The organism is Vibrio sp. Evd11 (genome assembly GCF_900382755.1).
Lineage (GTDB): Bacteria > Pseudomonadota > Gammaproteobacteria > Enterobacterales > Vibrionaceae > Vibrio > Vibrio lentus.
Map to the genome: position 1 here is coordinate 67,074 of NZ_OSDX01000007.1, position 23,758 is coordinate 90,831.

The following is a 23,758-nucleotide window of genomic DNA, read 5'->3' on the forward strand; positions in this document are numbered from 1 at the left end:
TAAAACTTTGCTTACTAGCAAAACGTCACTACCGCTAAAGTGACACTCCAATCGTGGGGCTGCGGGAAATTTAACTCTGAACCCGAAAGGGTCTACAAATAAGGAAAATTCCATGACAGAACAAATGTCTTTAACACTTGATACCGATTCAAACCCAACCTTACGTACCATTCGCGAGGACGAACTTTCTTCGAAGGTCAGCGCCTTACACTCGGACTCTGTAGGCTATATTTCAAATCGTTTCGTAACTTTCAATAACTGCGAACATTCTGACGGTAGCAAGCAGTCTTTTTCGATAATCGCCGGACACCGTGTATTTCACGGCGTACCGATTACCCGCGATTATTTGAAGTGGGGAGTGGTGCCGGAATTTCAGTTTGAGCTTGTAACAGTAGAGGGATACGCACAGGTATTTTTGGTCTTTTCAGGCAAAAATCGTAAATACCATTTGCTTGAAAAGTTCAACCGGGAAGAACTAGTAGGCTTGATGAAACATGTTGATTCTTCGGGCTTAACTCGACGCAATAAAGTTTTTCGATTCTGCATTACCGATGCTTTTAAAACGATTGAGTTCAGCAATGTCCTTGAGCATTCAACTACTCCACAAATAAACGTTGGTAGATTCAGTAAACGCGTTCCATTTCGTTTAACTGAATCGCTCATAGCGTTAGTGGAAAAAGCTGCTGTGGATAGTTCGTATTTTCTTGAATTACAAGAATGTGACGATGTGTTTAGGCTTGTTGTTAAGTATGAACGACTAGGTGGTGGTTTTACCGTCTGCTTCATCGACCCAAAATCCAAACCAGGAAATTTTGGTATATCGATAGAAGACTAGACCTTGAATTTATTAAGTGACACATAGCAAAAAGCCTCACTCTTCGGTGAGGCTTTTTCATTAGTGGTGACCCTAAGCTATCGCGTCAATGCCGTTCTTTTGTGCTAACAAAAGTAATTTAAGCGCAGCTCCTTTTGGATGGCTAGCGTTTTGTTCCCACTTTTGTACAAGTTTCTTACTCACATTTAGGTATTGAGCAAATACACTTTGGCTTAACTGGAAGCTTTCTCGGATACCTTGGACTTCAACACCATCTAGTTCATGCAAAGGTGTTAAACACATTGAATCGAACTGACGTAAAGTTGTTTTATCAACAGCACCAGAACCATGTAAATCACTTACTGTTTCATGCACTGAACTCAAAATATCACTCATTGTTACTCTCTCTCTTCTGGTTCAACCTCAACTAGAATCAATTGACCGTCTTCTAGTCTTTCATCCAACCAATCTTGTGCTTTGTTGAGGTATAATTCAGCAAGTTTTTTAAGCGCCGCTTCTTCTTTCTCGTCAATATTGCCTTTTGAGCCTTTATCAAAAAGATAAAGGAAGAAGTATTTGTCGCCTAGTTTCGCGCCGATCATGGTGCGGTATCCGCCGGATTTACCTTGCCCTTCCCGTGCAATACGCTGCTTGTAAAGGTGACCACCATAGTCGGCACTCACTAAACCTTTTTCCATGTCTTTACACGCGTCTACAAGGTTTGCGTCGCTTAAACCGGACTTTTTAAACTTTCTCTGAAATACTTTCGTTTTGTAAATTATCATTAGTTAACTTTTTTTATTTGAAAGAAGTGTACTCCCGCAGGGTACAGTTGTCAAATGTATACCCCAACAGGGTACATTATTGAGCAAATGAGTTAACTTTGGTTTCACTACCCGTTAATCTTGAAGCCATACAACGCCGAAATTCCCAACGTCACCATACCCTTTATACGGTAGTTTATTTTTACAACTGCATATTAAAGAGTGGTCTTCTTGCCAAGCCAAACTATCTGCTTGAGACTCAGTCAATTTCTCATTTCTACCACATTTACATTTGATGAATAATACACTCATTAGAAATCCCTCAACATTTAATATCAGTGACTTACATAAAGACTACCGTTCAAATGTTTACTTGCAAGCCACCAGCTACAGTGCTTGTTAGTTGTTCGTTACCACCGACCACAAGGCTAAACAATGAACACTTAGCATTTCGACCATTGCTACACTGTATATAACAACAGTACAATGTGAGTATGATAAGTATGAATAAATCAAGTGGCGGTATTACAGGTTTCGAAAACCCGTGCGCCGCTTTTCAACAAAAAACTCTCAACTTGAATGAGTTGTTCGTTTACTCAAAATCTTCAATGAAATTGTACACTAGCGAAAGTGAGTATTTTAATTTTGGAATTTCTAAGGACGATTGGCTTTTAGTAGATGCGTCGAGACAACCGTTACCGCAAGACCTCGTCCTGATTGAAAAGTATGATGAACAATTCGTAGCGATGTTTTCAACGCTTTCAACTCAAACTATCGATAGTGACGATTTCTTTGAGCCAATAACAGTTCTAGGTGTTCTTATCACCTCAATTCATCACTTTAGAAAGCCAAGAGAACTACCGGAGCACGAAAGCTTAAATGACCTAGATCTACACCATTTGCTGATAACTCAAGAGCACTCTACAATCCTCTGTCGAGCCGTTGGCGACTCAATGCTACCCTTTGTGTTCAATAATGATTTATTGCTCTTAGAGCGCCATCTAGAAGTAGAGCGTCATGATGTGTGTGTATTGAGTTGGAATGATAAATTGGTTTGTAAGCGAGTCGATAAGATTCGTCGCGTTTTGTGGTCAGATAATCCAAATTACAGCCCTTACCGTTTAACCAGTACTGATTATCTTAAAATGCATGGTGTTGTAAGTCGCAGCTTCCGATTACATAGAAAAATGTCTAATTAATATGGTCCTCTAAAACTCACAGGAAGTTAGGAATACTCCCCTACGGGAGTATTCCTAATTCGTTATTTATTAAATTCATCATAAAGTTCGTAAAACTCACCTTCTGTTGTTTCACAGTAAATGTGATCATCGCTTTTTGATGAAATATGTCTGTGATCAGTCAATATCAGCCCTAATTTACCTTCTGACGAAGCAATAAAAACAGTGTCTTTTTCACTGCGTTGATCTACGTGAAAAAATGCCAAGTCTTGAACGCTTGCGGCGATAGTTATCATAATCTGTTTCCTTCTGAATGCCCTTTCGAGCCTATGTTAGATTGGGCTAAACCGAACTACTTCGGCATCACCTAAGCCCGGTGATTTTCACTCATAACGAGTAAATCGGTATGTGGCTTGCCTATGTTACAGACAAGCAAAGACCCGTAGAAAACTTACATTCTCAACGAATTAATATTTGTGAGGTGGAGTGATCGCTTGTTGCGAGAGTGATTGGGAAGTCGAACGTTTCTTAAAACATATCAACTAGAATGATATTCTTCAATACATGGATAGTTGCTTTCGCTTACAACGAAAACAACTCCGGGGCAGACTTAGTTGAAACTAGGCGAAGTCTGTATGTTTCTTTCCAGAAACAAAATCTGCAATAACTTGTCTTCTATCACCGATACAGAGCTTATTGATACCAGCCAGATTTCGCTGATAAAAAGCTATTGCTTCATTCTGAACTCCGACAGTGTAAAACCCACCCGCTCGGTCAAGGCCACAGCCAACAACACTTGCTATGTCTGAGTCGTAATACTCATTTAAAATGTCTCTGTAACAACTTTTTTTCATACTAATAGCGCCTTGGTCATTAGAAATTAGACTGGTCATAGATGCAATGCTTGTGCAATCTGGATGCCGCTTTTGAAGTGCAGTTATTTTTTCACAAGTCATTTTTTCAGTGAACGAATTTTCACTGCCGGAAAGGTTATGTAATGCCTCTGCAACATCTTTTGCCAACTCGACCCCACCTTCAACTCTACCTTCGAGTAAGTTTCGAATCAGGGTAAACCCCTCTTGTGCTAATTGAACTTTATCAGTGATTATCATTGGTTTCCTACTCTTGATAGATGGATGTTCTTGTTGGTTTACAGAATTGTGACCAAATTCATTTACGACTCCGACTTATCACGGTTAACACGCCGACGATAAGAAGAAACCAGAAAGCTTCTTGATACGGACTAAAGGGCTCGGTTGCTTCCGTAAGTGTTCGAGCGTGTTTATTCGGTTCAACTAGTAGAAGTTTTATCGCACAAAACAAAGTTAAAACTAACCATACAAGCAGACCTAACTTAGCGTGTCTTTTCCTTAAATAACTCAAAACGCCCCCCACAAACCACCAGCAGCTAGAAAAAATATTACTGCACAGAAGGCATTGGCTATACGCTTGAAGGGGCTAGATGAAGAATTTAGAGCAATTATACTTGATACACCACCCATTAAAATCAAAATTACACTCAATCCCCACATGGCAGTTTGTTGTTCCATTTTCAGATTATCCCTTATCTCAATTTACATTCAGGCACTAAACAATAGCTTATGCCTTTTAAGCCCACTTGTACGAGAGTATTAAAGTTTCATACTCAGTTGAATCTAACTCATTGATTTGTAGTTGTTGAATTGGAGTGAGACATAAATAAAGTATCATACTGATATAGGCGTCTTACAATCAAATGAGTTATAAGTTATTGATTTATATTGCCAGTATGATTCTTTATTCCTCGGTATGAGACTTAATTACTCAAACACACCACTTTGAGCTAATTACACACTAAAGGATCAATTTAGACTCGCGACCCCGAAGCAATGAATCTAGGAATCAGAAATACTCAATAGAGATCGACTTCAATCTAACACAACACTATACTGTTATTATATACAGTGCCATAAATGAAAGATTGCGCTTTCACGTAACTCTAAACCTATTCGAGAATCCAATTGTTTTGCATCATCGACGGAACGCGTTTTTATTCAGAGTCGTCCGTAATATACAAACCACAGCACAGAAATGTTCCTATCCTCGTTAGCGCTGGACAAGGCATATCAATAGCAGCTAACCGCGCTTGCTCGCTACTTCAAATTTCGAAATTCACCCCGATTTGGGAAGAACTAGACAAACTGAGATTACACAATGGTCTGATTTACAGAGCTAATTTCAATTCCCTCTCACACATATCAGACAGGTTTATGTCTTGCATTGAACTCAATGCAATGGGCACTCGAACATATCGATATTCTGTCGATGAAATTTTTCTCGATTTTAGTCATTTGCACAGCATCAAAGTCCCACTTGATGAGTTTGCTATGGGACTAAGGAAACGGACGTACCGAGAAACTGGCGTTGCGACGGGATGTGGGATTGGGCCAACGTTGACGCTTTGTAAAGCTGCAAGTTGGGCCGCAAAAAACCTCGATGGATTCGCTGGCCAATGCTGGCTTGAAAGTGAGGAACAGATCGATGCGGTACTAGAAGCTATGCCGATTGATAAAGTTTGGAATATAGGCAGTAGCTACACGAAACATTTGAAGGCCGAAGGGGTGTTTACGGCACTACAACTCAAACGCTGTAATGCAGTCGATTATCAGAAGCGATATTCAATCAATATTGCCAACGTTATACACGAACTCAACTCAATATCGGTTCTTAACTTTTCGACGATCAGAGAGAAGAAAAAACAAATTTGGTCTACAGCTTCATACCGTGACAGGCTGAAAACACAAGAGAGCCTTTTTGCAGAAATAGCCTCTCACTGTAGTAATGTCATGCTAAAGGTACGAGGCCAACAGAGTGAAGCATTAAAGTTGAGTGTATTTGTCAGTACATCTAGGTTTGACTCATGCCCCCCCTTTTATAAACGTGTCGATATTGAACTAGAAGAAGGGTTAACAGATACCGGCTATGCTCTAAAACAGCTGAGAAAAATCTATTCAAAGTTGTTACCTCACTCTCTCTATCAACAACCAATTTACAAATTAGGTGTAGGGACGACACAGCTAAACGACGCGGAGAGAAAGCAATTTGAGCTATTTAACAACTTCGACAATAAGACGCCACTCAATTCAGCTCTTGATAGCCTTAATTTGAGATTTGGGAAAGGTGCGATCGGGTATGCCTCTCAGTCAAGAGGTTACCGGGAGAAAGACGGTGATATTGAGTTTGAAGAGTTAGAAAATTACTACACCGACATTAACGAAATTCTGACCGTGCAATGTATATAGATTGTTCGGCCCTAGCTTAAAACTAAATTGGTTTATCAAAAAGCCGCGTCCTCTTGGTTCTGTGTCAGGGTCAAGCGTTCCTTTCTATGTTACCTTAACTAAACTTGTTCATTTCCAAGTACCTAGAAAGTAAAAAGCCCCAACGTATTCCGTTAGGGCTTAGATAACAGACTGAATTAACAGTGAGCTATCGCGTGAGAACTTTAGCCTATCACCAGCTTGATTCGGTGTAACGACATAATTTATGAAAAAGGGCTAATTATGAAGCGATATTCAAACCCGTGGGAGCTGACTCATGCAGTTTACTATGTGCTTTACTAGCCCGTATTCGGGCCACCTCCAATGATACTTTATGCTCAATATACGACTTATTTTCAGCCTTATACGAAAAAGACCTTCGCTTTCTTTTTGGTTCTAATTGCCCAAGGTGATTTGAAACATACTCTGTATATGAAATATCGAAACAAGGGTAGCGAACTCCCCGAGATACCTTGAATGTATCTCGATATGAGACGCCACACCCTAGCTTCATTGTATGGACAAACTGTGGAATCGATACAATGAAATCTGCTCGTTCTTCGCCGTAGTAAGCTTTGAGCTCTCTTATTACGTATGACTGTGCCGCTAATTTTGGAGCGCGGTATGAAGCAGTACCAAATATCTTCTGGTGTACCTTTACGCGATCCCAAACTTTTGGGATGGATACCAGGTATGAACCATTGTCATTAGTTGGGGTGACATACATAAAACCTTTATTGATTCGTTTTGGCAAAACAACATCCTTACAGCTAATGAAGTCCTAAGATTCTAACTTGGCATTTTCTCGTTGCAGCAAGATATTAGCTTTACTCAAATCATCGTATTGCTCCACTAACTTGTTGTTTGTTTCCTTCAATCGGTTATTTTCATTGCTTAGGCTCGTTTTAAAACTAAGGGCTGAGTTTAGTTTCGTCTCTAACTCATTAAGTCGCTTGTTGTTGTCGTTGATGACCGTTTTCTGAGTGGCTACCTCACCTTGTAGCTGACCGTTTGATGAGGTCAGAACAGTATTCGTTTCGTTAGCAGCTTTCACTTCATCTTTGAGCTCTTTTATCGTGGCTTTGGACTCATTAAGCATTCTAAGATTCGCATTACCTTGACTAGTTGCTTCAATCAAGTCACGTTCTAGCTCAGTTCTTTTATCTGACACTTCAACTAGCTCGTCCTTCTTCTGAGACAAATCAGCTTCTAGCTTAGAGATAGTTCCCTTTTGTTCATTAGCCGACTTTTTAAGCGTCGTAACCTCTAAGCGCGAGTTAGACAACTCATTGGACTGCTCAGAGTTTTCTTTTCGTAGCGTTTTAATAGCATTCTTCTCTTCGTCCAGCTCTTCACTTAAACGACTGTTATCGAGCTCAAGGCGTTCTTGGGTAGAAGTTAAAGCTACGATCTTGTGTTTTGCTTTTTCCAGTTCATTTCGTAGGTCTTCATTAGTTTGTTGGAAAGATTCATTGTTCTCTTTTAGGTCCTCTATTTCGTTATAAGCATCTGACATTTCACCTTCAACGGAAGAAAGACGTTCGGATGCGGCGCTAGCCATATCCTTTGCTTGCTGTACTGCAGAGTTCAAGCGTTTTTCAGCAATACCATTCGCTAAGTTATTAATACGAAAAAATATTGTCTCCATATCTCCAAGCATCAAGTCTTTAGCTTCCGCTATCTCCGGCGGCAACTCGTATTGAGGCTCATCCTCACTTTCAACAAGAGCTGGTCGATATGTGTCTAAAACCCCGCGATGCAACAACTCTTCATAGGTAGCAAAAATATTCGCAGGTCTACCAGTACCGATGATGGCACGAAGACTAGAGCCGTTGATGTTTCGGCCTTTTTCATCAAGTTCGCGTACTGCGTTAATCACTTGTTCTTCTGTAAAACCTTTGCTTCTTGCCATTTTGGTCACCGTTACTGTCGAAAGTTATTTGTTATTTGTTATGTTAGAACAGAACATAACAAATAACAAAACATATGAGCATCTATGTGAACTAGACAAACCACACACCCAATGAAGTGACACTGTGACACTTTCACAGAATGGACAAATCCGCCCTGTCATGACCATTAAGTGATGTTTTATTACTCCGCAAATGTTATCATTTGCGGAGTAGTTTAATCACAAAAACAAAAAGGTATTAGTAATCAACCACTTAGGATAGTCACTTGCGCTCTCCAAAACGTCATTAAAATCATAGGAATGGCACTATATTTAATGAACGTTCAGGTAAGGTGGTTTGCTATATGTATTTTATGTCTGATATAAAAAATGGTGGCAAGACTATTTCATTCGCGCCAGAGAGCGAAATGGAGACAAGTATTATTATTGATGAAGTAAGAGCGTTAAATCCCATGGCTAGCTTTATACTAGATGCACAGCGTTTAACGGGATTAAGGTATTCAGACTGTACACGCATAAACCTTGCTCATATTAGAAAGGGAGCAAATCAAATTAAGTCAGAGTTTGTGATCACGCAGAAGAAGATCTACAGCAGCACGATGACTTGGCTAAAAACTGCAGATAAAGCCGCTAAATGGTCTGACCAAGAAAAGCATCAATACGCCATTAATAACGCTCAGTTACGCGTGTATATCAGCTCTCGCCTTGAAGACGTTTTTCTATCAGTACTAAAGATGCAAGAGAGTAATCCCTACTTCGATGCTACAAACCCGCAGACTTACGTATTCGCCAACTCACACCACAACTCGCAAGGTCGAGCTATGACAAAAGAGGTTGTGAACCGCTTGTTGAAGTCCGAAGAACTCGGCGCGATTTTGAAGAAACGGGGAATTTCTAATGCTAATTTAGGTACTCACTCTTTTAGAAAAGACTTTGGCCAACGTTTACTTGATGCTGATGCCAACGTTGTTGATATAAAGGAATTAATGGGGCAGTCGAGTCTTGAATCCACCATTAAGTACCTTAGTACTAGTGACAAAAAGAAACGCGACTTGATTGACAGTATCGGCAGCAGGTCGGTGCAACCGGAAATTAAAGGTGGTAATGACAGGATACTTGAGCTCGTTGATAAAGCACTAGAAACCGGTGCTAACGATTTGGTAATTGAAAGGTTATTAGCTCAACTTAAATAATAAAAAAGCCGCTGTTGATTAGCGGCTTTTTTGATTAATACATAACTTCTATTAACCTGAATTGAAAAGAGTTACGGTATACATGACTATTATATCCGCAGCCTCGATTACTCTGAACAGCTGTGTAGTAGATAGCTTGATTTCCAGTACACCCGGTTACGTATGATGTTCCAGTGATTTTCATACTGCAATACGAGCCCTTTGTTGATGAAGGGCCACATTGGGTAGTGCTACTCCTTACGCCACCGACTGTATAAGTCTTTGAACCACCATTGTAGGCATACTCTGAACGACCATCGAATCTCATTTTCTTTGGACGCATTTTGGATGTGGCGATTGGCAACTTAAAGTTCAAACGTGAGGTAGAAGTTGAGCTGCGAACCGCAACTTGCATCCAAACCCCTCTCGGCGGTTGGTACTCGATAGGCTTACTCGCGTTGTTCCTATCATTTATCTCTTTGTTAGTCCCTTGTGTATTAGCAAGGTGTATGCCTGGTGATCCATTGACTGAACTCCCCAAAGTGACATTATTCAATGTTCCTTTAATTTGAGAAGCGTCAACGCTAGGCTTGTAGTTCTGTCCCAAATCGTTAGTAATAAAGCCGGGATTGGTAGATGTTGAATTAACCGAATCCTCGAGCAAACTAGAGCGGTTTGAAGTTTTTTTAATACTGTCTACACTAGCTGAAACAGCCATGCTGCCTAGTGCTAAAGCTAAAAATATAGAAACCTTACTTTTAGTTAAAATCATATTTGCGATCCTCCGCCATTATGCACACGAAAAAAGCCCTATAAAAAAATAGAGCTGGAAGTCAATGTTAAATGAGCAAAGAAATGCATGTTTAGTAAACTTAATAGGCTATCTATAAACATTCAAGCCATATACAGCCTCTATCGAAATCACTAACTGTTTCAGAGGATAAATGCAACTGTATTCACATTTGGTCAGCTCATACAGAAGTCAAATATCTTAATTATATCTGATAGATTTAAATAGAGAATGCATAACGCGAAGCGTTTGTGATAGGAACACTTAAAACAAAGGTAATTGAACTGCCTGTCTGCTAGCATGATAACCTTCAATTGCCGTACACATAGCAATCGTTTCAGCGCGTTTTTCCAAAGAAGTAGGCTCATGGCATTGCTTACTAAAATGCTCAATGAACATCTTCTTTAGAGTGTTTACCAATTCATCTTCACCGATCATTGGATAATCAATCAAAAGGTTATTTAAATAGTCCTTTTTCTCTAATTCACTATCAAACGATGTATACCCTACGCTCATATTGATTTGGTTCTTATCCCACAGTTCAATGAATTTATCCGGGTCTTCCTCGATTAGATCTGTCGCGTACCCATGAAGTACAGGATCATCCCATTCGTCTGTATTTTTGTAATCTCGATATTGGGCACTTTGTTGCGTTTTGGTAGCCTTAATTTGGGGCGAAAGCATGTTTAAAATTCTAGTTCCTTTTGCAGCTTTTCTTGTTTTCGACTCGATGGTAAACAAAGCACTTGTTCTACAGCAATCAATTTGAATGGTTACATTGTAGGCCAACGCCAAGCCAAATCTTTCCTGCAAATGACCGCCCCTAGTAACCTCTGACATACCCAAGCAATGCATTTTAGTAAAATATGGCTTGTTGCCATTTTTTAACGACAAAAGCTTTTCAATTTCACACGTTGATAGTCTTGGCTTTATTTTCAGACCAGTGGCTTTATCTGTGATTGTTGATTTACAAGGAACCCCCAAGATCAACTTAGCCCCTTTTAATTCAGTCAAAATAGAAGTCGCTACATCTTCAATTTTTATAGAGTTGGTTTCATGAGCATAGTGGTGAATCGGTACTATCAAGTTTGTTTTTCTCGCGATATATCTAATCGCTTCACTATGTTTTTTAGCAATAGCGATACTTGTTTGGCTACAAAACGGACTATCTGGCATAACCAAGTACAATGACTTTAATAATTTTCTTGGTAGCGAATCAACGATCTTTCTGTATTCAGAAAAAACGTCTTTTGGTTCTATCTCAACCCCATCATTAAGCGCGGTCACTATTCCATTATCGAGGAAAACAGGTAGCCCCTCTTTCAAATCATTCACTAGCAGTGAATACAATTTCGGGTACTTGCTTGGCCCTACGTTAGCTAAAGAGTACCCCTTACTTTGTCTGTTTAAGTGGTATCCAACCTGATCCGATACACTACTGACCCCGGATCTAAAAATTGTCATATCATGCATACTGCTGACTACCGGCTTTTTCGCGCTGATTAGCAATCGTTTTAATCTTGATGCCATTTGAGTAGAACCCCGATGACCACGACATACATAGCGACTAGGAAATACTGACAACTCATTTTGAGTAAACATAATGTCAAAAATGTTTAAGTATTTGTTCGGCATTACAACAAACAAATTAGTACCAGCATATTGCTTCAATAGCTTTCTTGCTTCCGTTCTATGCTGCGATACGTAGGCGGCAACACCGTCAATATCATTTATGCCCGGAACTTCTTGGTTGTATGGTTCAATCAGCTCAGTGGCTTCAAGAAGACCATGCTTACCAGATAGGATTAATATGTTCCAATCTTCCAACGGGTTACTGTCTGTGTTTCGCTTTAAGGTCTGGAAAACGTTACCAGTATACAAATCAATAGCTCTGGCAACGTGCGGCAGTTTGCTGTTCGAACAAGCAATTATCAATGTGTTTTTCTTCATGATTACTCTTAAAATAACGTCAGATTTATTAAAAGAGTAATCCCGAAAGTAAGTGGCGCAATCCTATCTAAATCAGTACTTCGCTCCACATTGAGTAAGAACTTTTTTCATGAATCTTTCTTCGTTCGGGAAATATACTAGGCCATACTTTTTTACAAGTCGGTGTGCACGGATATTAAACTGGCAACGATATGAGTGAAGCGGCGGTTGCCACTCAGTAAATGATTTAGCACCTTTTGATCTATTTACACTACTTTGTGTCAAGATTAGGTTTGCGGGGTCATTTGCAAATTGTTCTCGTTTTAAAGCTGAGAAGTTATTAGAGCCTCTTGGCCATGACCAGCCTAAGCTTAAAATGTGGTCTACATCCAACTCTTTTGAAGAGTAAAGTGTTTTACCTGTATATGGGTCATACCATTTACCTGTCAACACTCTCGTTCCTGATGCAGAATAAGTAATTATTGAAGTCGATCGTTCCTTTAGAAGTTCATGTCTAGTATTTAACCCGTCACCATTACTATCGACCCAATGATTAAAAAGGCTTCTGTCATAAGAGCCTTCATCAATCGAATTTTTGGACTCACCTTGGATAAAGCCCTTCGGTAACCTACCAACTTCAAGGCACTCATCAAGTGTATCGAACGGCTTATAATTGTTGGTCTTTAAGTACCATTTACTAGTTCGGTCGTGACAAATTCCTGATTTACTCAGTTTTACGTTATCTGCATAAGATGAATGAGTAACAACAGCAGTTAAAAGAGTACAAAAAGCATTCCTAAGAGTCAGGCCAACCATCTTTAGCTCCTAAATATTCAATTTAGAGTTGTTAAGTAAAACTTCTAACACATCAATTTCTATTGTTACTTGCGTGTATCCAGTTTCCTTCGCATATTTTACCGCTTCACGCAGTATTCCAACTTGCGTTTGTAAGTGTGCCGCGTCTAGAGGCCACTCTTTAGCGTTCAAATCTTCCTTATCCATATTCGTATTTCTCCTTGGCCATGAAATGTGCCCTTAACTCTTTACGAGATTCAGAGATCTCTACTTTAACCGCTACTAGTTAGCGCGTAAGGGCAGCGAGTGTTGATGAATTGCGCACTGTAAACATCATGAGATATTGGTTGTTGAGTATCACCAACCATACATGAGCTAATGCTAGTTACTATAGAGCTTCGTATACCTTGGCTGTGGCTATCAATCAGAACTTTGAGGTTTTTATGTTATTTATGATCAAACAGTTCATTTTCTATTATTTTCTAAAGCCAGTGGTCGCGTATTGTGGATTGATTGCAATATATGGCTACTTAACCGGTAACCAGATCGAACCCATAATTGGGAATACGTTAGATCTTGCATTACAGATAGGTTTTGCGGGTTTCAATGCTGCTCAAGAAGCATTCCCATTGCTTTTAACTAAGCTACAAGAATTGGGTAACCCCAAGTAAATATCAGCAATGAGCCTTAAATTATGATAAAAAAAGCCGATCATGAATGATCGGCTTTTTAGTTAAGATTGCTTACAAGTAATTAATTTATAAACAATTGTTGCTATAGAGATGATAAACAAGCCTACAAACTCATAGTGTCGCACTAGAAGGTGGAGGATTGTTGAAAATCTAATTTCACCATTAACGATCAATTCAAGCATTGACTGTTCTCCTATTCATTTGGCGACCACCTAAGCAGCCTCTTTCTCCATAAAACGTAAAACAACAAAACCTTGCTCTAGGCGTTTCATTGATTTAAACGCGGCTTTCGCTGCAGGGTTAAGATTGTCGATCATCTTAGTCCGGGTTTCGTCTACTAATGACAAATGACTATTCATCCAAGGTTCGCAGTTACCACAAACAGCTAAATAGTCAGAGCTTGAATCTACGTTCGCACTCTTTTGACAACAGATACACGTTTTAGACATGATATTTCTCCTTATTTACCCTTTCGGGTTCAAATGCTAATACTTAGTTTTAGCGGCCCTGATTAGGACAACCACTAACTTCACCAACTTTCTCATATTCTGCATTACTTTCGTTACTAACGATTTTTAGACCAAATTCACTCATTATCGCCGAACTGTTCAAGCGACCTTCACTAATATGATCATTAGCAGTTGCCATAACACCCAAGACTTCAAACGGCGTGCAGTAATCTTCAAATAAGAAGAACTCTCCATCAAACTCGCCAGCGAAATCTTTCATGTGCATTTCACAAGCGTACTTGTTCAATAGGTGATCGACGTAAAAAGAACTCAAACGTAAGTTCAAGCCGATCATTCTTGCCGTCTCATCGTCCCAATCTTTGTTCGGGTAATTGATACGAGCTAACCAACAATGGACATCGATCACTTCACCACTTTCTGTAGTAAATCGACCATAACCATCATAATAAGTAAGTTTGATTTTTCCTGTTGGTGTAACAAGCCACCATTCACCTTCTGATTGACGAGGAATAGACTTACGATCATCAGAAGCTAGAAAACTAAAAAAACCCATAATATTATCTCCGTATATAGACCCTTTCGGGTTCATTGTTTAGTGTCCCGCAGCTCGACTATTCGAGTGTCACCTAAGCGGAAGTGACGTTTTGCTACGAGAGCAAAATCCAATTAAGAAATACGCTCTCTAGAGGAACGTATTGCTTAATAGACTAAGTGAACGACTTAGTTCAAACGAGGTTAACCTTAATAACTGGCTTGTTTCCTAAAACATAGGAATCGCCAAAAACGGTACGCCCCATAAACGTGCTAGTTCTAATGTCTTTCTTGCAAACAGTAGTAAGTACACCATCATGTAAGATCGTATCTCCGGCCTTAACCGAGTCAATGTGTATCTCTATTTTTTGCATCGTCTTTCCTTATAAATAAGACCCTTCCGGGTTCAATTTTTCTGTGAGTTAACAACTATCATACCGCAGTGCTTCGCGAACAATATCCTTACGCATACTCCCTTTCCCACTCAATAATGGCTTCAATTTCAGAATCAAAGCTTTCTTGATCAGGGCAAGTGACTATCGTGACATCCCCTTCTGAGTAAGAAATAATCTTGAGCTCCTGTGGTAACGTCATGCAGCTACGTAAGCCGTCATTGTAAAGGTACTGACCAGGTTCACTATTAACATTCTCAAGATAGAACATGGCAAAGCTTGAAGCCGTATCTCTTGTAATCATGTTTCCACGACTATTTGTTTCAGGCTTAAACCAGTTCTTATCCAATAAGCTTTTAAGAATTGAGATCAACTTGTGACATCGAGCAACGTACCATTTGTCCTGATTGGGTTGGGACCATTTAGCTCCCTTTTCAATCCAGTAAACGTGTCCGAAAATATCACTCACCAACTCATTAATTTCCGTAATGTTGAATTTACTCAAACTAGAAAACAACTCATGCGCGTTACTTGGACGACTGATAAATGCTTCTACTTTTTTATTGTACATCGTGCATATTCCTTCTAATAGACCTTTTCAGGTTCAGAGTTAGTAAACCGCGACTCCACTATTGGAGTGTCACCTAAGCGGTGGTGACGTTTTGCTACAAGAGCAAAATCTAATTAGAAATACGCCCTTGAGGACGCATTGCTAATGTAGACTTGTTTTACGCAATATACACAACTTCGATTTGCTTAATATCAGATTCAACTTCGGTAACCTTTCGTGAATCATCAATCTCAACACTGTTAGTTTTCGCCTCCGGTTCCGGTGGCACACATCGGTTTTGACAGATAGAGTCGATACAATTTTTACACATAGCAACTCTCCCCTTTAAAATGTGTATGAAGTATTCAAAGACAACACGACGTATAAATCGGTATCTTCCGGCGTGATCACATGATCACCGCTATTTATACTTGGTTCATTTTCTAACTTTTCATTGACAGTAGATTGGCTAGCTTCAATCAAATCGTACCAACTTGATTCAATAGCTTCCTCATACGCCTCTGAAAGCGTTGTATTAACCGCTTTGTTGTAGTTATTTGCTGTCAGCCCAACCAGTTCATGACTTAACATTTTAACCCTGTAGCTTGATGGATAAGCTTGGCCATCAAGTAAGCAATTTGCTTTTGACTCGCTGGCAAAGAAACCAAAAAGACCGAGGGCAAATAGAGCCAGTAAATTAATCTTAGACATAGGATTTTCCTTATAAATGACCCTTTCGGGTTCTGAAAGTTTTTGTTTCTAATCGGTAGCAGGTAAGCTTATCGACACACCGAAGGTGTACCGACAAGCCAAAGTACCTAATCAATGGAGATTACATACAAAATGCCAGCTCACGACCTTTCGTGAATAGGTTTAGCGTATTTGGAATCAACGATTCCATACTAATAAGTTGATTGATTAAACTGTCACTTGGTTCAACACCACTCATAGCAGATAAACCACCAACTTCCTCAATTCGTTCCATCAATTCGAACGGTTCAAAATGAGAGTCTTCACAGATGTCCATGAGAGCTAATTGAATCTGAACGTCAGTTTCAATGATTGTTAGTTCAGCCATTAACATAGAGTTTTTCATAGTATTTTCCTTTTATAAGACCCTTTCGGGTTAAATGTTTGATGTACCGCAGCTCGACAGTTCGAGTGTCACCTAAGCGGTAGTGACGTTTTGCTACAAGAGCAAAAATCTAATTAGTGAATATGCCCTTATCGAGCATATTGGTTAATCAGACTTAAAATCAAAATTGACCATCCCATTCAGGCACCAAAGCATACCCGGTGATTGAAATATCAAGTTCTTGATTGACTGTTAACATTGGTGAACACTTTAAAGGTACGTATACACCGTCGTATGTACGCGCTTTGACCATTCCTTGTTCCAGCGATTCAACCTTTCCTTCGTCATAGAAGCTTTTAGCTAATGCATTTAGCTGCTCTACATCAACGATAGCTGTTGATTCCCCGGCCTGCAGAATTTCGCCGTTACCGATAACGCAATTAGCCCTAGATAACGTCGATAAAAATGTGCTCATGAGCAATAACGAATAAATAGCTAAAGTTCGCATACTTACTCTCCTATATACGTTCTTGTACAGACAATAGAAAACTACCAGTACGGCCCTGCAACCAAGCTCGATGTATCTTTGTTTTGGCCAGAATTTTTCTGACGCGTTTACTGATCGGCTCTTTTCCTTCTGCTGCAGACTTATAGCTACTGATTCGTATAAATTCGAAGCTATCTCGATCCAGCTTTTGAGCGTAATACTTCATTTTCATAATTTTTTCCTTCTTAAAAGACCCTTTCGGATAACTGTTAGTACACGAAACTCAACTATATGAGCGTTACTTAAACGTTAGTAACCTTTGCTTGATAAGCAAACCTAAACACAACAGTTGCTTAGGTTTACTTACCCTTAGTCAAGGGTAAGTAACCATCACATAACGTGACTATCTTTACGTCAAACACAACCCAAGACCATCTTAGTTCGAGAACTCAGAATCAAAAAATCTAAGGCTAAATTGGCAAAAGTACTGTTTCTTTCCTGATCTGATACAAAGTAAAACTCTTTGTAATGAGGACGTTGCAATTCCAACGTGATTAACTTGCCATTTAGGTGAAGGCTCTATTACTACTCTATTATCGAGACTCTAGAAGCCCTAAGGAACTTCCAATAGGCAAAACACTATCTCTTAGCAATGTACATTAACCATGTAGATACCCTTTCGGGTTATATCGAAGATGCCGGGTTCAACGTGAAATACGATTACATACAAAAAATAATCACTAAAACGCCGCGAACGGTAGCAAAAAGAAATGTTGGTTTATAAGTCGTTTGACGGGTAGGTACGTAGTTGTTGCCAAAACTCATTGATAACAACAACCACGTATATTACATAATTGCTTAAATAGCTAAAATGTCAAGTTAAACATCTTTCTGTTCAAGATGTTGGTAGTAAGCTAACTGACTTTGAACGTCGCCAGCGTCTTTACCATTTTCATAACACCAAGTTGTATAAAGCCCAACAACATTGTATTGATCAACATCACCAAGTTCTTTCATTGCTTGTCGAAAGTACTCTTTCAAATAATCTTTAACAATGTCTTCTGGTACTTCTGTTCTTTGAGAGATCGCCTTTTGAAGATTCAGATCATCAACCTCACGGTTTAATGGACTGACAACCCCAAGAAGTTCACCTTCAATCTCAAATGATACTAAGTATTTATATTTTTCTACATTTAGCATGTTACTTAAACGACGTAGCGGTGATGATACATTTGATTCTTCCTGTGCTTCTAGGTACGTAACATCTTGCAGCTTGTTACTGATCGTCGGCGTAGTTCTTCTCGGCGCAGTATTAGCAGCCTCTAGTAACTCTTCTCTCTGCATATGGACATCGAAGATTTCGTTTTTATAGTCTATTTCACAGCTATAACCATACAAATACAGCTTGTGGCGAAAGCGGGAAGTTACTTCTGCAGTCAAGAATGGTTTAGGTTTACCATTTTGTATACTGAAAATAAGCTTTCTGAACTTTTTTACTTCAACCGCTAATAACTCATCGCGCTCTTTCTTGTTAGCAGCGGGAACGCCGTGAGGAAAAAACAGCTTGTCAAAAGAGATCTGGAAGAAGTCTGATGTTTTATTGAACTTATATCTAAATTGCATATACAAGTTGAATAGCATCGTTTTCTTACCAAGAAGCGCAGGTGGTATCAGAAAATGAAAATCCCTATCTTTCAGTGTTCTGAATACGTCACGATTCAGTGAAATGTTGTAGTCTACAGACGAATCTATCACTGATATTTTACCGTTCTTACGATAAATCAGTTCTTCTCGACTGAACTTTTCGAAAGGTCGGAACTCAACTAGTCTCGCTTTTTCTGGCACATTACTATTTTCATCTTTCAAATTCATGTTGAATTTCGTGATGTCTTTAATCGAATAAATGTCCTCAATGCCATAAAAGTCTACGGTAGTAGTTCTAATACGCTCTAAGGCTTCACGAACCCGATTTCTTTGAGGTGTGCTGATACTTTTTACTTCCGGGTAAACAACAGCCGCAATATCGTCTATGTGAGCGTGTAAGTTGTTTTCCATGTTGTAGCCGTTACCGAAGTCATGATCTTCTTTGTCTTTGACAAGAGAAAAGTAAGTAACACTTGTACATGCCATATAAACAGGAATGTCCTCTTGTTTCATTACTGATCTTTGTTTACCTTTCTCCGCCGTCTTAGTCGTAATTTCGTAGCTTACTTCTTTTACACCTGGGCCATCGGTTTCGACATTGACATGTAAGTTACCTTTTAGGTGTGAAACATCAGAGTCAGGAAGAATGGACATTAGGATGGCCATCATGCTTTGGTTATTAACACTAAGTTGTATAGTTTTATCGTTTTGTACACCGCGTGTCGTAGTTCGGGGCCTTAGTGTTGACTGAGTATGTACGTGTGGAATTGGTGCGCTGATTGGAGCCTCAAGATTATCCTGTTTAACCCACTCTGAAATGTCATTAAGTGATTCAACATCTAAGTTCACTTCGAAGAGCATTTTTTGTGTAGGGGATTCAATCAGAATTTTGAACTCTTCAAGTGACTTAAAGTTTCCATGCAGTGTTGTTTTGCTTTTAGAGCCGCCTTCTAGTTTTCCGACTTCTTCAAACAACTGCAGTCTGACAATTGGTGCAGATTGATTAATTAGTTTATCGATAAATAACCTAATAAATGGAGCTAGCTGACTAAGCCTAATGTGCTTTGATTCTTTCAGTGCTTTATGAAGTAACCGGTACGCTTCTAATACTTTAGCACTGTCATCATGCTCATTAGATGAATCAAAAGAGATCATCATTGATGGTCTACCGCGTCGCTTAATCGTCACTGTTTCACTCTCAGTAATCTGCCTCATGTAATCTTAGCCCTATTTTTCACTTATTTTTTAAAATGTCAAAAGCCAATAAACTATTATTATTATTGATCTTTTAATGGATCTCTTTAGATCTAAGAGATATCAATACAGGGTTGTTTAACAGTAAAAACGGGGTTTACTGGACTATTCAGTATTGATACTCAGTCTCAAGCCTTGGTATTGGACCTTTTTTATCTACTTTCGCCCTTATGAACAGAAGCAAACTAACCCAACCCGCTTTAAAATTGACTTAATGAAGTATTCCACAAACCATTGCTACATAAGGGTTTGTCATTACACTTCAAGAGTAGCGATTAAATTCACTTAGCTCAAGTGATTTAATTCAGCGACCTATTTTTATGTACCGAAGATTAAATTCGTACCGCTGAACTAATAAATTCGTAGTGCTGAACGATTAAATTCATACTTCTAGAAGAATAAATTCATACTGCTGAACGATTAAATTCGCATTCCTCAATGAATAAATTCATACTGCTGAAAAAATTGATTCGATCGGCACACTGAATTAATTCAGTCCTTAGATCGTATTAATTCAGTCCTTAGAAAGAATAAATTCATACTGCTGAATTAGTCCTGAATCGCATAAGAATTAGACAAAATCAATGCTTACAAACAGTTAATCAACAGCTTATCCACAGATTGGGATGCAAAATAATTTATTCCGCGACCTAAAATGATCTTTTTTTGGGATTTACATCACAGCTCTTTTGGCTTGATCGTAAGTTTCAAAGCCAGTTATCTAGCTACTTTACCCACCATACAAGAGGATAGATAGCGTCTGAATCGGGCATAATTTTCTTTGAGGTACGCAAAAAAAGCTCTTCACTGTGAATTAAATTGAAAATTCAGTGAACAAAGAACTTCTTTTATTTGTTTTTGCTATTACTTATCAATTAGTTAGAACATGACGATCACTCCTACCCATGAAATGATCGCCAAGTACGGGCCTAATGCTTGATACCCTTTAGCTCTGTTGAATAAAATCTTATTAAGGATAATCAGTGACAAAATGGCCATTCCAGTGATGATTAGGCTACCTGTTGTCGTGAATATTAGTGAGAGCGCCGCCATTAGCTTGATGTCACCCCCCCCTAAAGCTTGCTTCTCTACAATGCACTCGCTAAAAAAGTTGAGAAGAGATAGGCAAAAATAGGTGCCAAAAACGCTTAGAAGCCCTGTAGTTAGGTCAATCCCTATGACTTTTTGATCAATTAATATGGCTCCAATTACAGCAACAGCTAAATTAAGTTCTTCGGGAATAAGCTGGTGTTTTTGGTCTATATAAGCGATTGCTATAAAGATGGCTGTTAACGCACTGAACAAAAGCGCTGCTTCTTTGGTATCGCTTATAAACGCGATAGTGCCGAACGCTAATGCCGTTAACACTTCAACTTTGATGTACTGAGAACTAATACCTGCGCCGCAGTATGCACACTTGCCTTTAAGCGTTAGCCAACTAATGATCGGGATGTTGTGTTTGGCTTTAATCTGCGTGTCGCAGCATGGAGCTTTAGAAAAACCTCCAAGATTAGCCCCTTCAATGTTACTTATCGCTTGAGCTTCACTAACTAAATCTGGAAAAAATTCGGAAGAGTCGGCTAATGCCCTTTCCTTGAGCATTGAAGGTAGTCGGTATATGACCACGTTTAAGAAAGAACCGACAAAAGCCCCAAGTGCTATTAAGGCTATAACTCTACTTGTAGGTTCGTTCAGAACAGCAATGACAAGATCGATTGACTCGTTGATTGCTATGAAAACTCTATCTAACATGCTTGATCCAATTGATTGTTCTTACTCCCTTCTTCTAGTGAAGATTTGAGAACATCAATAAACAATTCGATCTGCTCTTCATCTAGCTTGCTTTTGCCTGTTAAAACGACTGCAGAGCCAAGCATTGATAGGATAATTTCTTCTTCGGTGTCAGCGATTTTGATGATGTCTATTTTTTCGTTTGAGTTTAGTGTTTTACGGTTAGATACTTCGTAGGCCCTAAATAGTGCTTCGACTAAGGTGAATAACTTCATCGATATGCTAATAGTGTTTGATTCCGGGAACTTTTGAGCAAATCGCGTGTAATGCAATAAGCAGCTACGTAGCTTCTCTTGGCTGCCCCATCCAGATTCGTGTGTCCAAGGAAATTGAAGTATTCGGTTACTGCTGTGAAATTGAATGTTTGTCGTAGCGTTCTTGTTATTCATCTTTATCTACGAAGCTCTTATTTTCTTATCGTTGTAACTAGGTTATGCCCTTTGAAATGTGCTTCGAGAAAAGAGACAAAAAAAGGCGAAATTACTGAGTAATTTCGCCTTAGGTTTATGAGCTATTTAGACTACTTGGTGATAATGACAATCGACATTTTAATCGATACATGAAAAAGGCTTTCATCAATATCTTCTTCGTAAGTGATACCTGTTAGATGTTTTTTTGCACTATTTGGTACTACTGCTAACAGCCTTCCGTTTTCAGCAAGACACTTTTTAGCCTCAGTGACATGTTTAATGGCCTGATTACCTTTAAATGGTGGATTCATTACAACTAAATCTTGATCACTTATAAACTTGGCACACTCTAAGAAGTCTTGTTCTATGACTGTTCCCCCAACTACTTCTTCAATATAGTCAGCATAGAGAGCTTCACGGTCTACGGCGGTTATACTTAACCCTTGGTGTAAAAATGGCTTTAGTAAACTTCCAGTTCCTACGCTTGGCTCTAAAAGGGATTCCCCCTTTTTTGGTGACGCCAATTCATGAATGCGTTTTGCTACGGGGTCAGGCGTAGGATAAAATTGAGCGGCTACTTTTGAAGGTACAAAACCGCTTGTTGAAATTTCGTCAAGTATCCATCGCGGATCTAATGCGAATGTGTATCTCGTTCCCGCCGATTCACTTATTCCACCAGCAGCTCTTAGTACCGTGTCTAATACGTCTCTATTTAATTGATAGTCACGACTCCAAAGGTATGCTATCTCGTAGCGTCCGTTAGTTCTTCTGACCTCATTCAATATAAAACTTCTTAAACTACAACAAACATTATGCGGGACAGAAATATAACTTTTTGGTAGAGGCTTCCAGTTTAGCTCCGCCTTTTTAGTGTTTTCCCGAATGTCATTTGAGAGTGAAAGTCCGTAGTGCAGAGCTAATATGTCGTTCATTACTAGAGAAAGTCGCGGAGAAAGCTCGATATGTGTTGTGCCTTTCAGGTATGTTCGAAACTTAAATTTATTTCCATCAGCATACCTCCATTTGCCGCGATGATTGGCCAATGCAACATCTATCAAGTTTTCCGTGTCGAAATGGTAGGAATTGAAATGCTCACCGTTTAACTCTGCTATCACTTTCCGAAAGTCGTGAAGATACTCAATGTTAGACTTTGTGGTAGAAAAAATTATTCGTTTACGGAACTGATTCTTGCAGTTTGTAACGTGATTAGGTGACAGGTTTCGAAATATCCCCGCTACTCTTCTAATTAGGAACTCTTCTCGTTCAGATAACAATGTCTGAATAGTCGCGATAACTGTTTCTTCTTCAAATCTTGGGCACGTTAGCTCTTCTATATGGGCGTCCCATTTGCCTTTTTCTTCTGCGGGTAGTTGTTCAAAAAGGTCAATTTCGTCTAACGCTTTTTTCCAACAGTCGGCATCTAACATTGATATTGCTACGCTTAGGTCTGGTTTGTAATCTACATTTCGATTGTTTTTAGCTTTATGAGATTTGATTAGGTAACCCAAAGCAATTGCGTTTCTTGTTGCTTGAAAATCATCGTAGAACTTCTCTATGCTTCGTTTTAACATCGAGTATTCGTACAACAACGCTTCGAAAGCTTTCACGTTAATGGGCTTAAAAAAGCTCTTAAAATGGTCATTATTCACTGGTATGTGTTTTAAATGTGTAAGAGCGTTTGTGGTAGAGGTTGTTTGCATTTGATATGTACCGAATAGAATCACTTATCAAGTAAGTTCTCACGATTTTCCCGTCCTGCAACACTTCCAACCAGGCATAAACTAATGGCATGTATTTAGCTTTGGTTTT

General features: G+C 39.2%; 27 protein-coding genes. 5 read left to right on the forward strand and 22 right to left on the reverse strand.

Annotation, left to right across the window (positions count from 1 at the left end; genetic code table 11):
- Positions 1-112: 112 nt before the first annotated feature.
- A complete protein-coding gene (locus ED652_RS04580) occupies positions 113-835 on the forward strand; it encodes a hypothetical protein (protein ID WP_122053638.1) in 723 nt (240 codons plus the stop codon).
- A 72-nt stretch (positions 836-907) separates the two neighbouring features.
- Here ED652_RS04580 and ED652_RS04585 read toward each other — a convergent pair whose 3' ends face one another.
- Both ED652_RS04585 and ED652_RS04590 read right to left on the reverse strand, forming a co-directional pair.
- Complete coding sequence (locus tag ED652_RS04585; protein ID WP_122053639.1) at positions 908-1,210, reverse strand: DNA-binding transcriptional regulator; 303 nt, start codon at positions 1,208-1,210, stop codon at positions 908-910.
- A 2-nt stretch (positions 1,211-1,212) separates the two neighbouring features.
- Entirely contained in the window at positions 1,213-1,599 is a 387-nt protein-coding gene (locus ED652_RS04590) for a type II toxin-antitoxin system RelE/ParE family toxin (RefSeq protein ID WP_122053640.1), read from the reverse strand.
- A 482-nt stretch (positions 1,600-2,081) separates the two neighbouring features.
- Here ED652_RS04590 and ED652_RS04595 point away from each other — a divergent pair, with 482 nt between their 5' ends.
- On the forward strand, positions 2,082-2,777 hold the full coding sequence (locus ED652_RS04595; protein WP_254051681.1) for a S24 family peptidase: 696 nt from the start codon (positions 2,082-2,084) through the stop codon (positions 2,775-2,777).
- Positions 2,778-2,839: 62 nt separating this feature from the next.
- On the opposite strand, the gene ED652_RS04600 is transcribed toward ED652_RS04595, so the two are convergent.
- The 3 genes from ED652_RS04600 to ED652_RS23670 form a co-directional block, all read right to left on the reverse strand.
- Positions 2,840-3,052 carry a hypothetical protein gene (locus ED652_RS04600; protein ID WP_122053642.1) on the reverse strand — a complete coding sequence of 71 codons (213 nt, stop codon included), beginning with the start codon at positions 3,050-3,052 and terminating at the stop codon, positions 2,840-2,842.
- A gap of 324 nt (positions 3,053-3,376) precedes the next feature.
- On the reverse strand, positions 3,377-3,868 hold the full coding sequence (locus tag ED652_RS04605; RefSeq protein WP_122053643.1) for a hypothetical protein: 492 nt from the start codon (positions 3,866-3,868) through the stop codon (positions 3,377-3,379).
- A 267-nt stretch (positions 3,869-4,135) separates the two neighbouring features.
- Positions 4,136-4,306 carry a hypothetical protein gene (locus ED652_RS23670; RefSeq protein ID WP_162929904.1) on the reverse strand — a complete coding sequence of 57 codons (171 nt, stop codon included), beginning with the start codon at positions 4,304-4,306 and terminating at the stop codon, positions 4,136-4,138.
- A 450-nt stretch (positions 4,307-4,756) separates the two neighbouring features.
- Here ED652_RS23670 and ED652_RS04610 point away from each other — a divergent pair, with 450 nt between their 5' ends.
- Positions 4,757-6,037 carry a nucleotidyltransferase gene (locus ED652_RS04610; protein ID WP_122053644.1) on the forward strand — a complete coding sequence of 427 codons (1,281 nt, stop codon included), beginning with the start codon at positions 4,757-4,759 and terminating at the stop codon, positions 6,035-6,037.
- Positions 6,038-6,836: 799 nt separating this feature from the next.
- Here the strand turns inward: ED652_RS04610 and ED652_RS04620 are convergent.
- Positions 6,837-7,967 carry a DNA-binding protein gene (locus ED652_RS04620; protein WP_122053646.1) on the reverse strand — a complete coding sequence of 377 codons (1,131 nt, stop codon included), beginning with the start codon at positions 7,965-7,967 and terminating at the stop codon, positions 6,837-6,839.
- A 344-nt stretch (positions 7,968-8,311) separates the two neighbouring features.
- On the opposite strand from ED652_RS04620, the gene ED652_RS04625 reads away from it, so the two are divergent.
- On the forward strand, positions 8,312-9,160 hold the full coding sequence (locus tag ED652_RS04625) for a site-specific integrase (RefSeq protein ID WP_122053647.1): 849 nt from the start codon (positions 8,312-8,314) through the stop codon (positions 9,158-9,160).
- 34 nt (positions 9,161-9,194) lie between these two features.
- Here the strand turns inward: ED652_RS04625 and ED652_RS04630 are convergent, their stop codons facing one another.
- The 4 genes from ED652_RS04630 to ED652_RS23675 form a co-directional block, all read right to left on the reverse strand.
- The gene (locus ED652_RS04630) at positions 9,195-9,911 is read right to left on the reverse strand and encodes a hypothetical protein (protein ID WP_122053648.1); all 717 of its coding nucleotides are present in this window, start codon (positions 9,909-9,911) and stop codon (positions 9,195-9,197) included.
- Positions 9,912-10,193: 282 nt separating this feature from the next.
- Positions 10,194-11,879 (reverse strand): DUF6884 domain-containing protein, encoded by a 1,686-nt coding sequence (locus ED652_RS04635; protein WP_122053649.1) that lies wholly within the window; start codon positions 11,877-11,879, stop codon positions 10,194-10,196.
- Between the two features lie 72 nt (positions 11,880-11,951).
- Positions 11,952-12,674, reverse strand: coding sequence for an HNH endonuclease family protein (locus ED652_RS04640; protein ID WP_122053650.1), 723 nt, complete (start codon positions 12,672-12,674; stop codon positions 11,952-11,954).
- A gap of 9 nt (positions 12,675-12,683) precedes the next feature.
- Positions 12,684-12,860 carry a hypothetical protein gene (locus ED652_RS23675; protein ID WP_162929905.1) on the reverse strand — a complete coding sequence of 59 codons (177 nt, stop codon included), beginning with the start codon at positions 12,858-12,860 and terminating at the stop codon, positions 12,684-12,686.
- 236 nt (positions 12,861-13,096) lie between these two features.
- Here ED652_RS23675 and ED652_RS04645 point away from each other — a divergent pair, with 236 nt between their 5' ends.
- The gene (locus ED652_RS04645) at positions 13,097-13,324 is read left to right on the forward strand and encodes a hypothetical protein (protein ID WP_162929906.1); all 228 of its coding nucleotides are present in this window, start codon (positions 13,097-13,099) and stop codon (positions 13,322-13,324) included.
- 233 nt (positions 13,325-13,557) lie between these two features.
- Here the strand turns inward: ED652_RS04645 and ED652_RS04650 are convergent, their stop codons facing one another.
- The 12 genes from ED652_RS04650 to ED652_RS04705 all read right to left on the reverse strand — a co-directional run bounded on the left by ED652_RS04650 (position 13,558) and on the right by ED652_RS04705 (position 23,649).
- A complete protein-coding gene (locus ED652_RS04650; protein ID WP_122053652.1) occupies positions 13,558-13,794 on the reverse strand; it encodes a hypothetical protein in 237 nt (78 codons plus the stop codon).
- Positions 13,795-13,843: 49 nt separating this feature from the next.
- Positions 13,844-14,368, reverse strand: a complete 525-nt coding sequence (locus ED652_RS04655; protein ID WP_122053653.1) for a hypothetical protein — start codon at positions 14,366-14,368, stop codon at positions 13,844-13,846.
- Between the two features lie 440 nt (positions 14,369-14,808).
- Entirely contained in the window at positions 14,809-15,309 is a 501-nt protein-coding gene (locus tag ED652_RS04665) for a hypothetical protein (protein ID WP_122053655.1), read from the reverse strand.
- Between the two features lie 157 nt (positions 15,310-15,466).
- On the reverse strand, positions 15,467-15,619 hold the full coding sequence (locus ED652_RS23680; protein WP_162929907.1) for a hypothetical protein: 153 nt from the start codon (positions 15,617-15,619) through the stop codon (positions 15,467-15,469).
- A 14-nt stretch (positions 15,620-15,633) separates the two neighbouring features.
- The gene (locus ED652_RS04670; protein ID WP_122053656.1) at positions 15,634-15,999 is read right to left on the reverse strand and encodes a hypothetical protein; all 366 of its coding nucleotides are present in this window, start codon (positions 15,997-15,999) and stop codon (positions 15,634-15,636) included.
- Between the two features lie 121 nt (positions 16,000-16,120).
- Positions 16,121-16,384, reverse strand: a complete 264-nt coding sequence (locus tag ED652_RS04675; protein ID WP_122053657.1) for a hypothetical protein — start codon at positions 16,382-16,384, stop codon at positions 16,121-16,123.
- A 160-nt stretch (positions 16,385-16,544) separates the two neighbouring features.
- Positions 16,545-16,871, reverse strand: a complete 327-nt coding sequence (locus ED652_RS04680; RefSeq protein ID WP_122053658.1) for a hypothetical protein — start codon at positions 16,869-16,871, stop codon at positions 16,545-16,547.
- Positions 16,872-16,881: 10 nt separating this feature from the next.
- A complete protein-coding gene (locus tag ED652_RS04685; RefSeq protein ID WP_122053659.1) occupies positions 16,882-17,082 on the reverse strand; it encodes a hypothetical protein in 201 nt (66 codons plus the stop codon).
- Between the two features lie 647 nt (positions 17,083-17,729).
- On the reverse strand, positions 17,730-19,682 hold the full coding sequence (locus tag ED652_RS04690) for a hypothetical protein (RefSeq protein WP_162929908.1): 1,953 nt from the start codon (positions 19,680-19,682) through the stop codon (positions 17,730-17,732).
- Between the two features lie 945 nt (positions 19,683-20,627).
- Positions 20,628-21,500, reverse strand: coding sequence for an A24 family peptidase (locus ED652_RS04695; RefSeq protein ID WP_122053661.1), 873 nt, complete (start codon positions 21,498-21,500; stop codon positions 20,628-20,630).
- A complete protein-coding gene (locus tag ED652_RS04700) occupies positions 21,494-21,928 on the reverse strand; it encodes a hypothetical protein (protein WP_122053662.1) in 435 nt (144 codons plus the stop codon). The genes ED652_RS04695 and ED652_RS04700 overlap by 7 nt, the downstream gene beginning before the upstream one ends.
- A 131-nt stretch (positions 21,929-22,059) precedes the next feature.
- Positions 22,060-23,649, reverse strand: a complete 1,590-nt coding sequence (locus ED652_RS04705; protein ID WP_122053663.1) for a DUF4942 domain-containing protein — start codon at positions 23,647-23,649, stop codon at positions 22,060-22,062.
- Positions 23,650-23,758 lie beyond the last annotated feature (109 nt).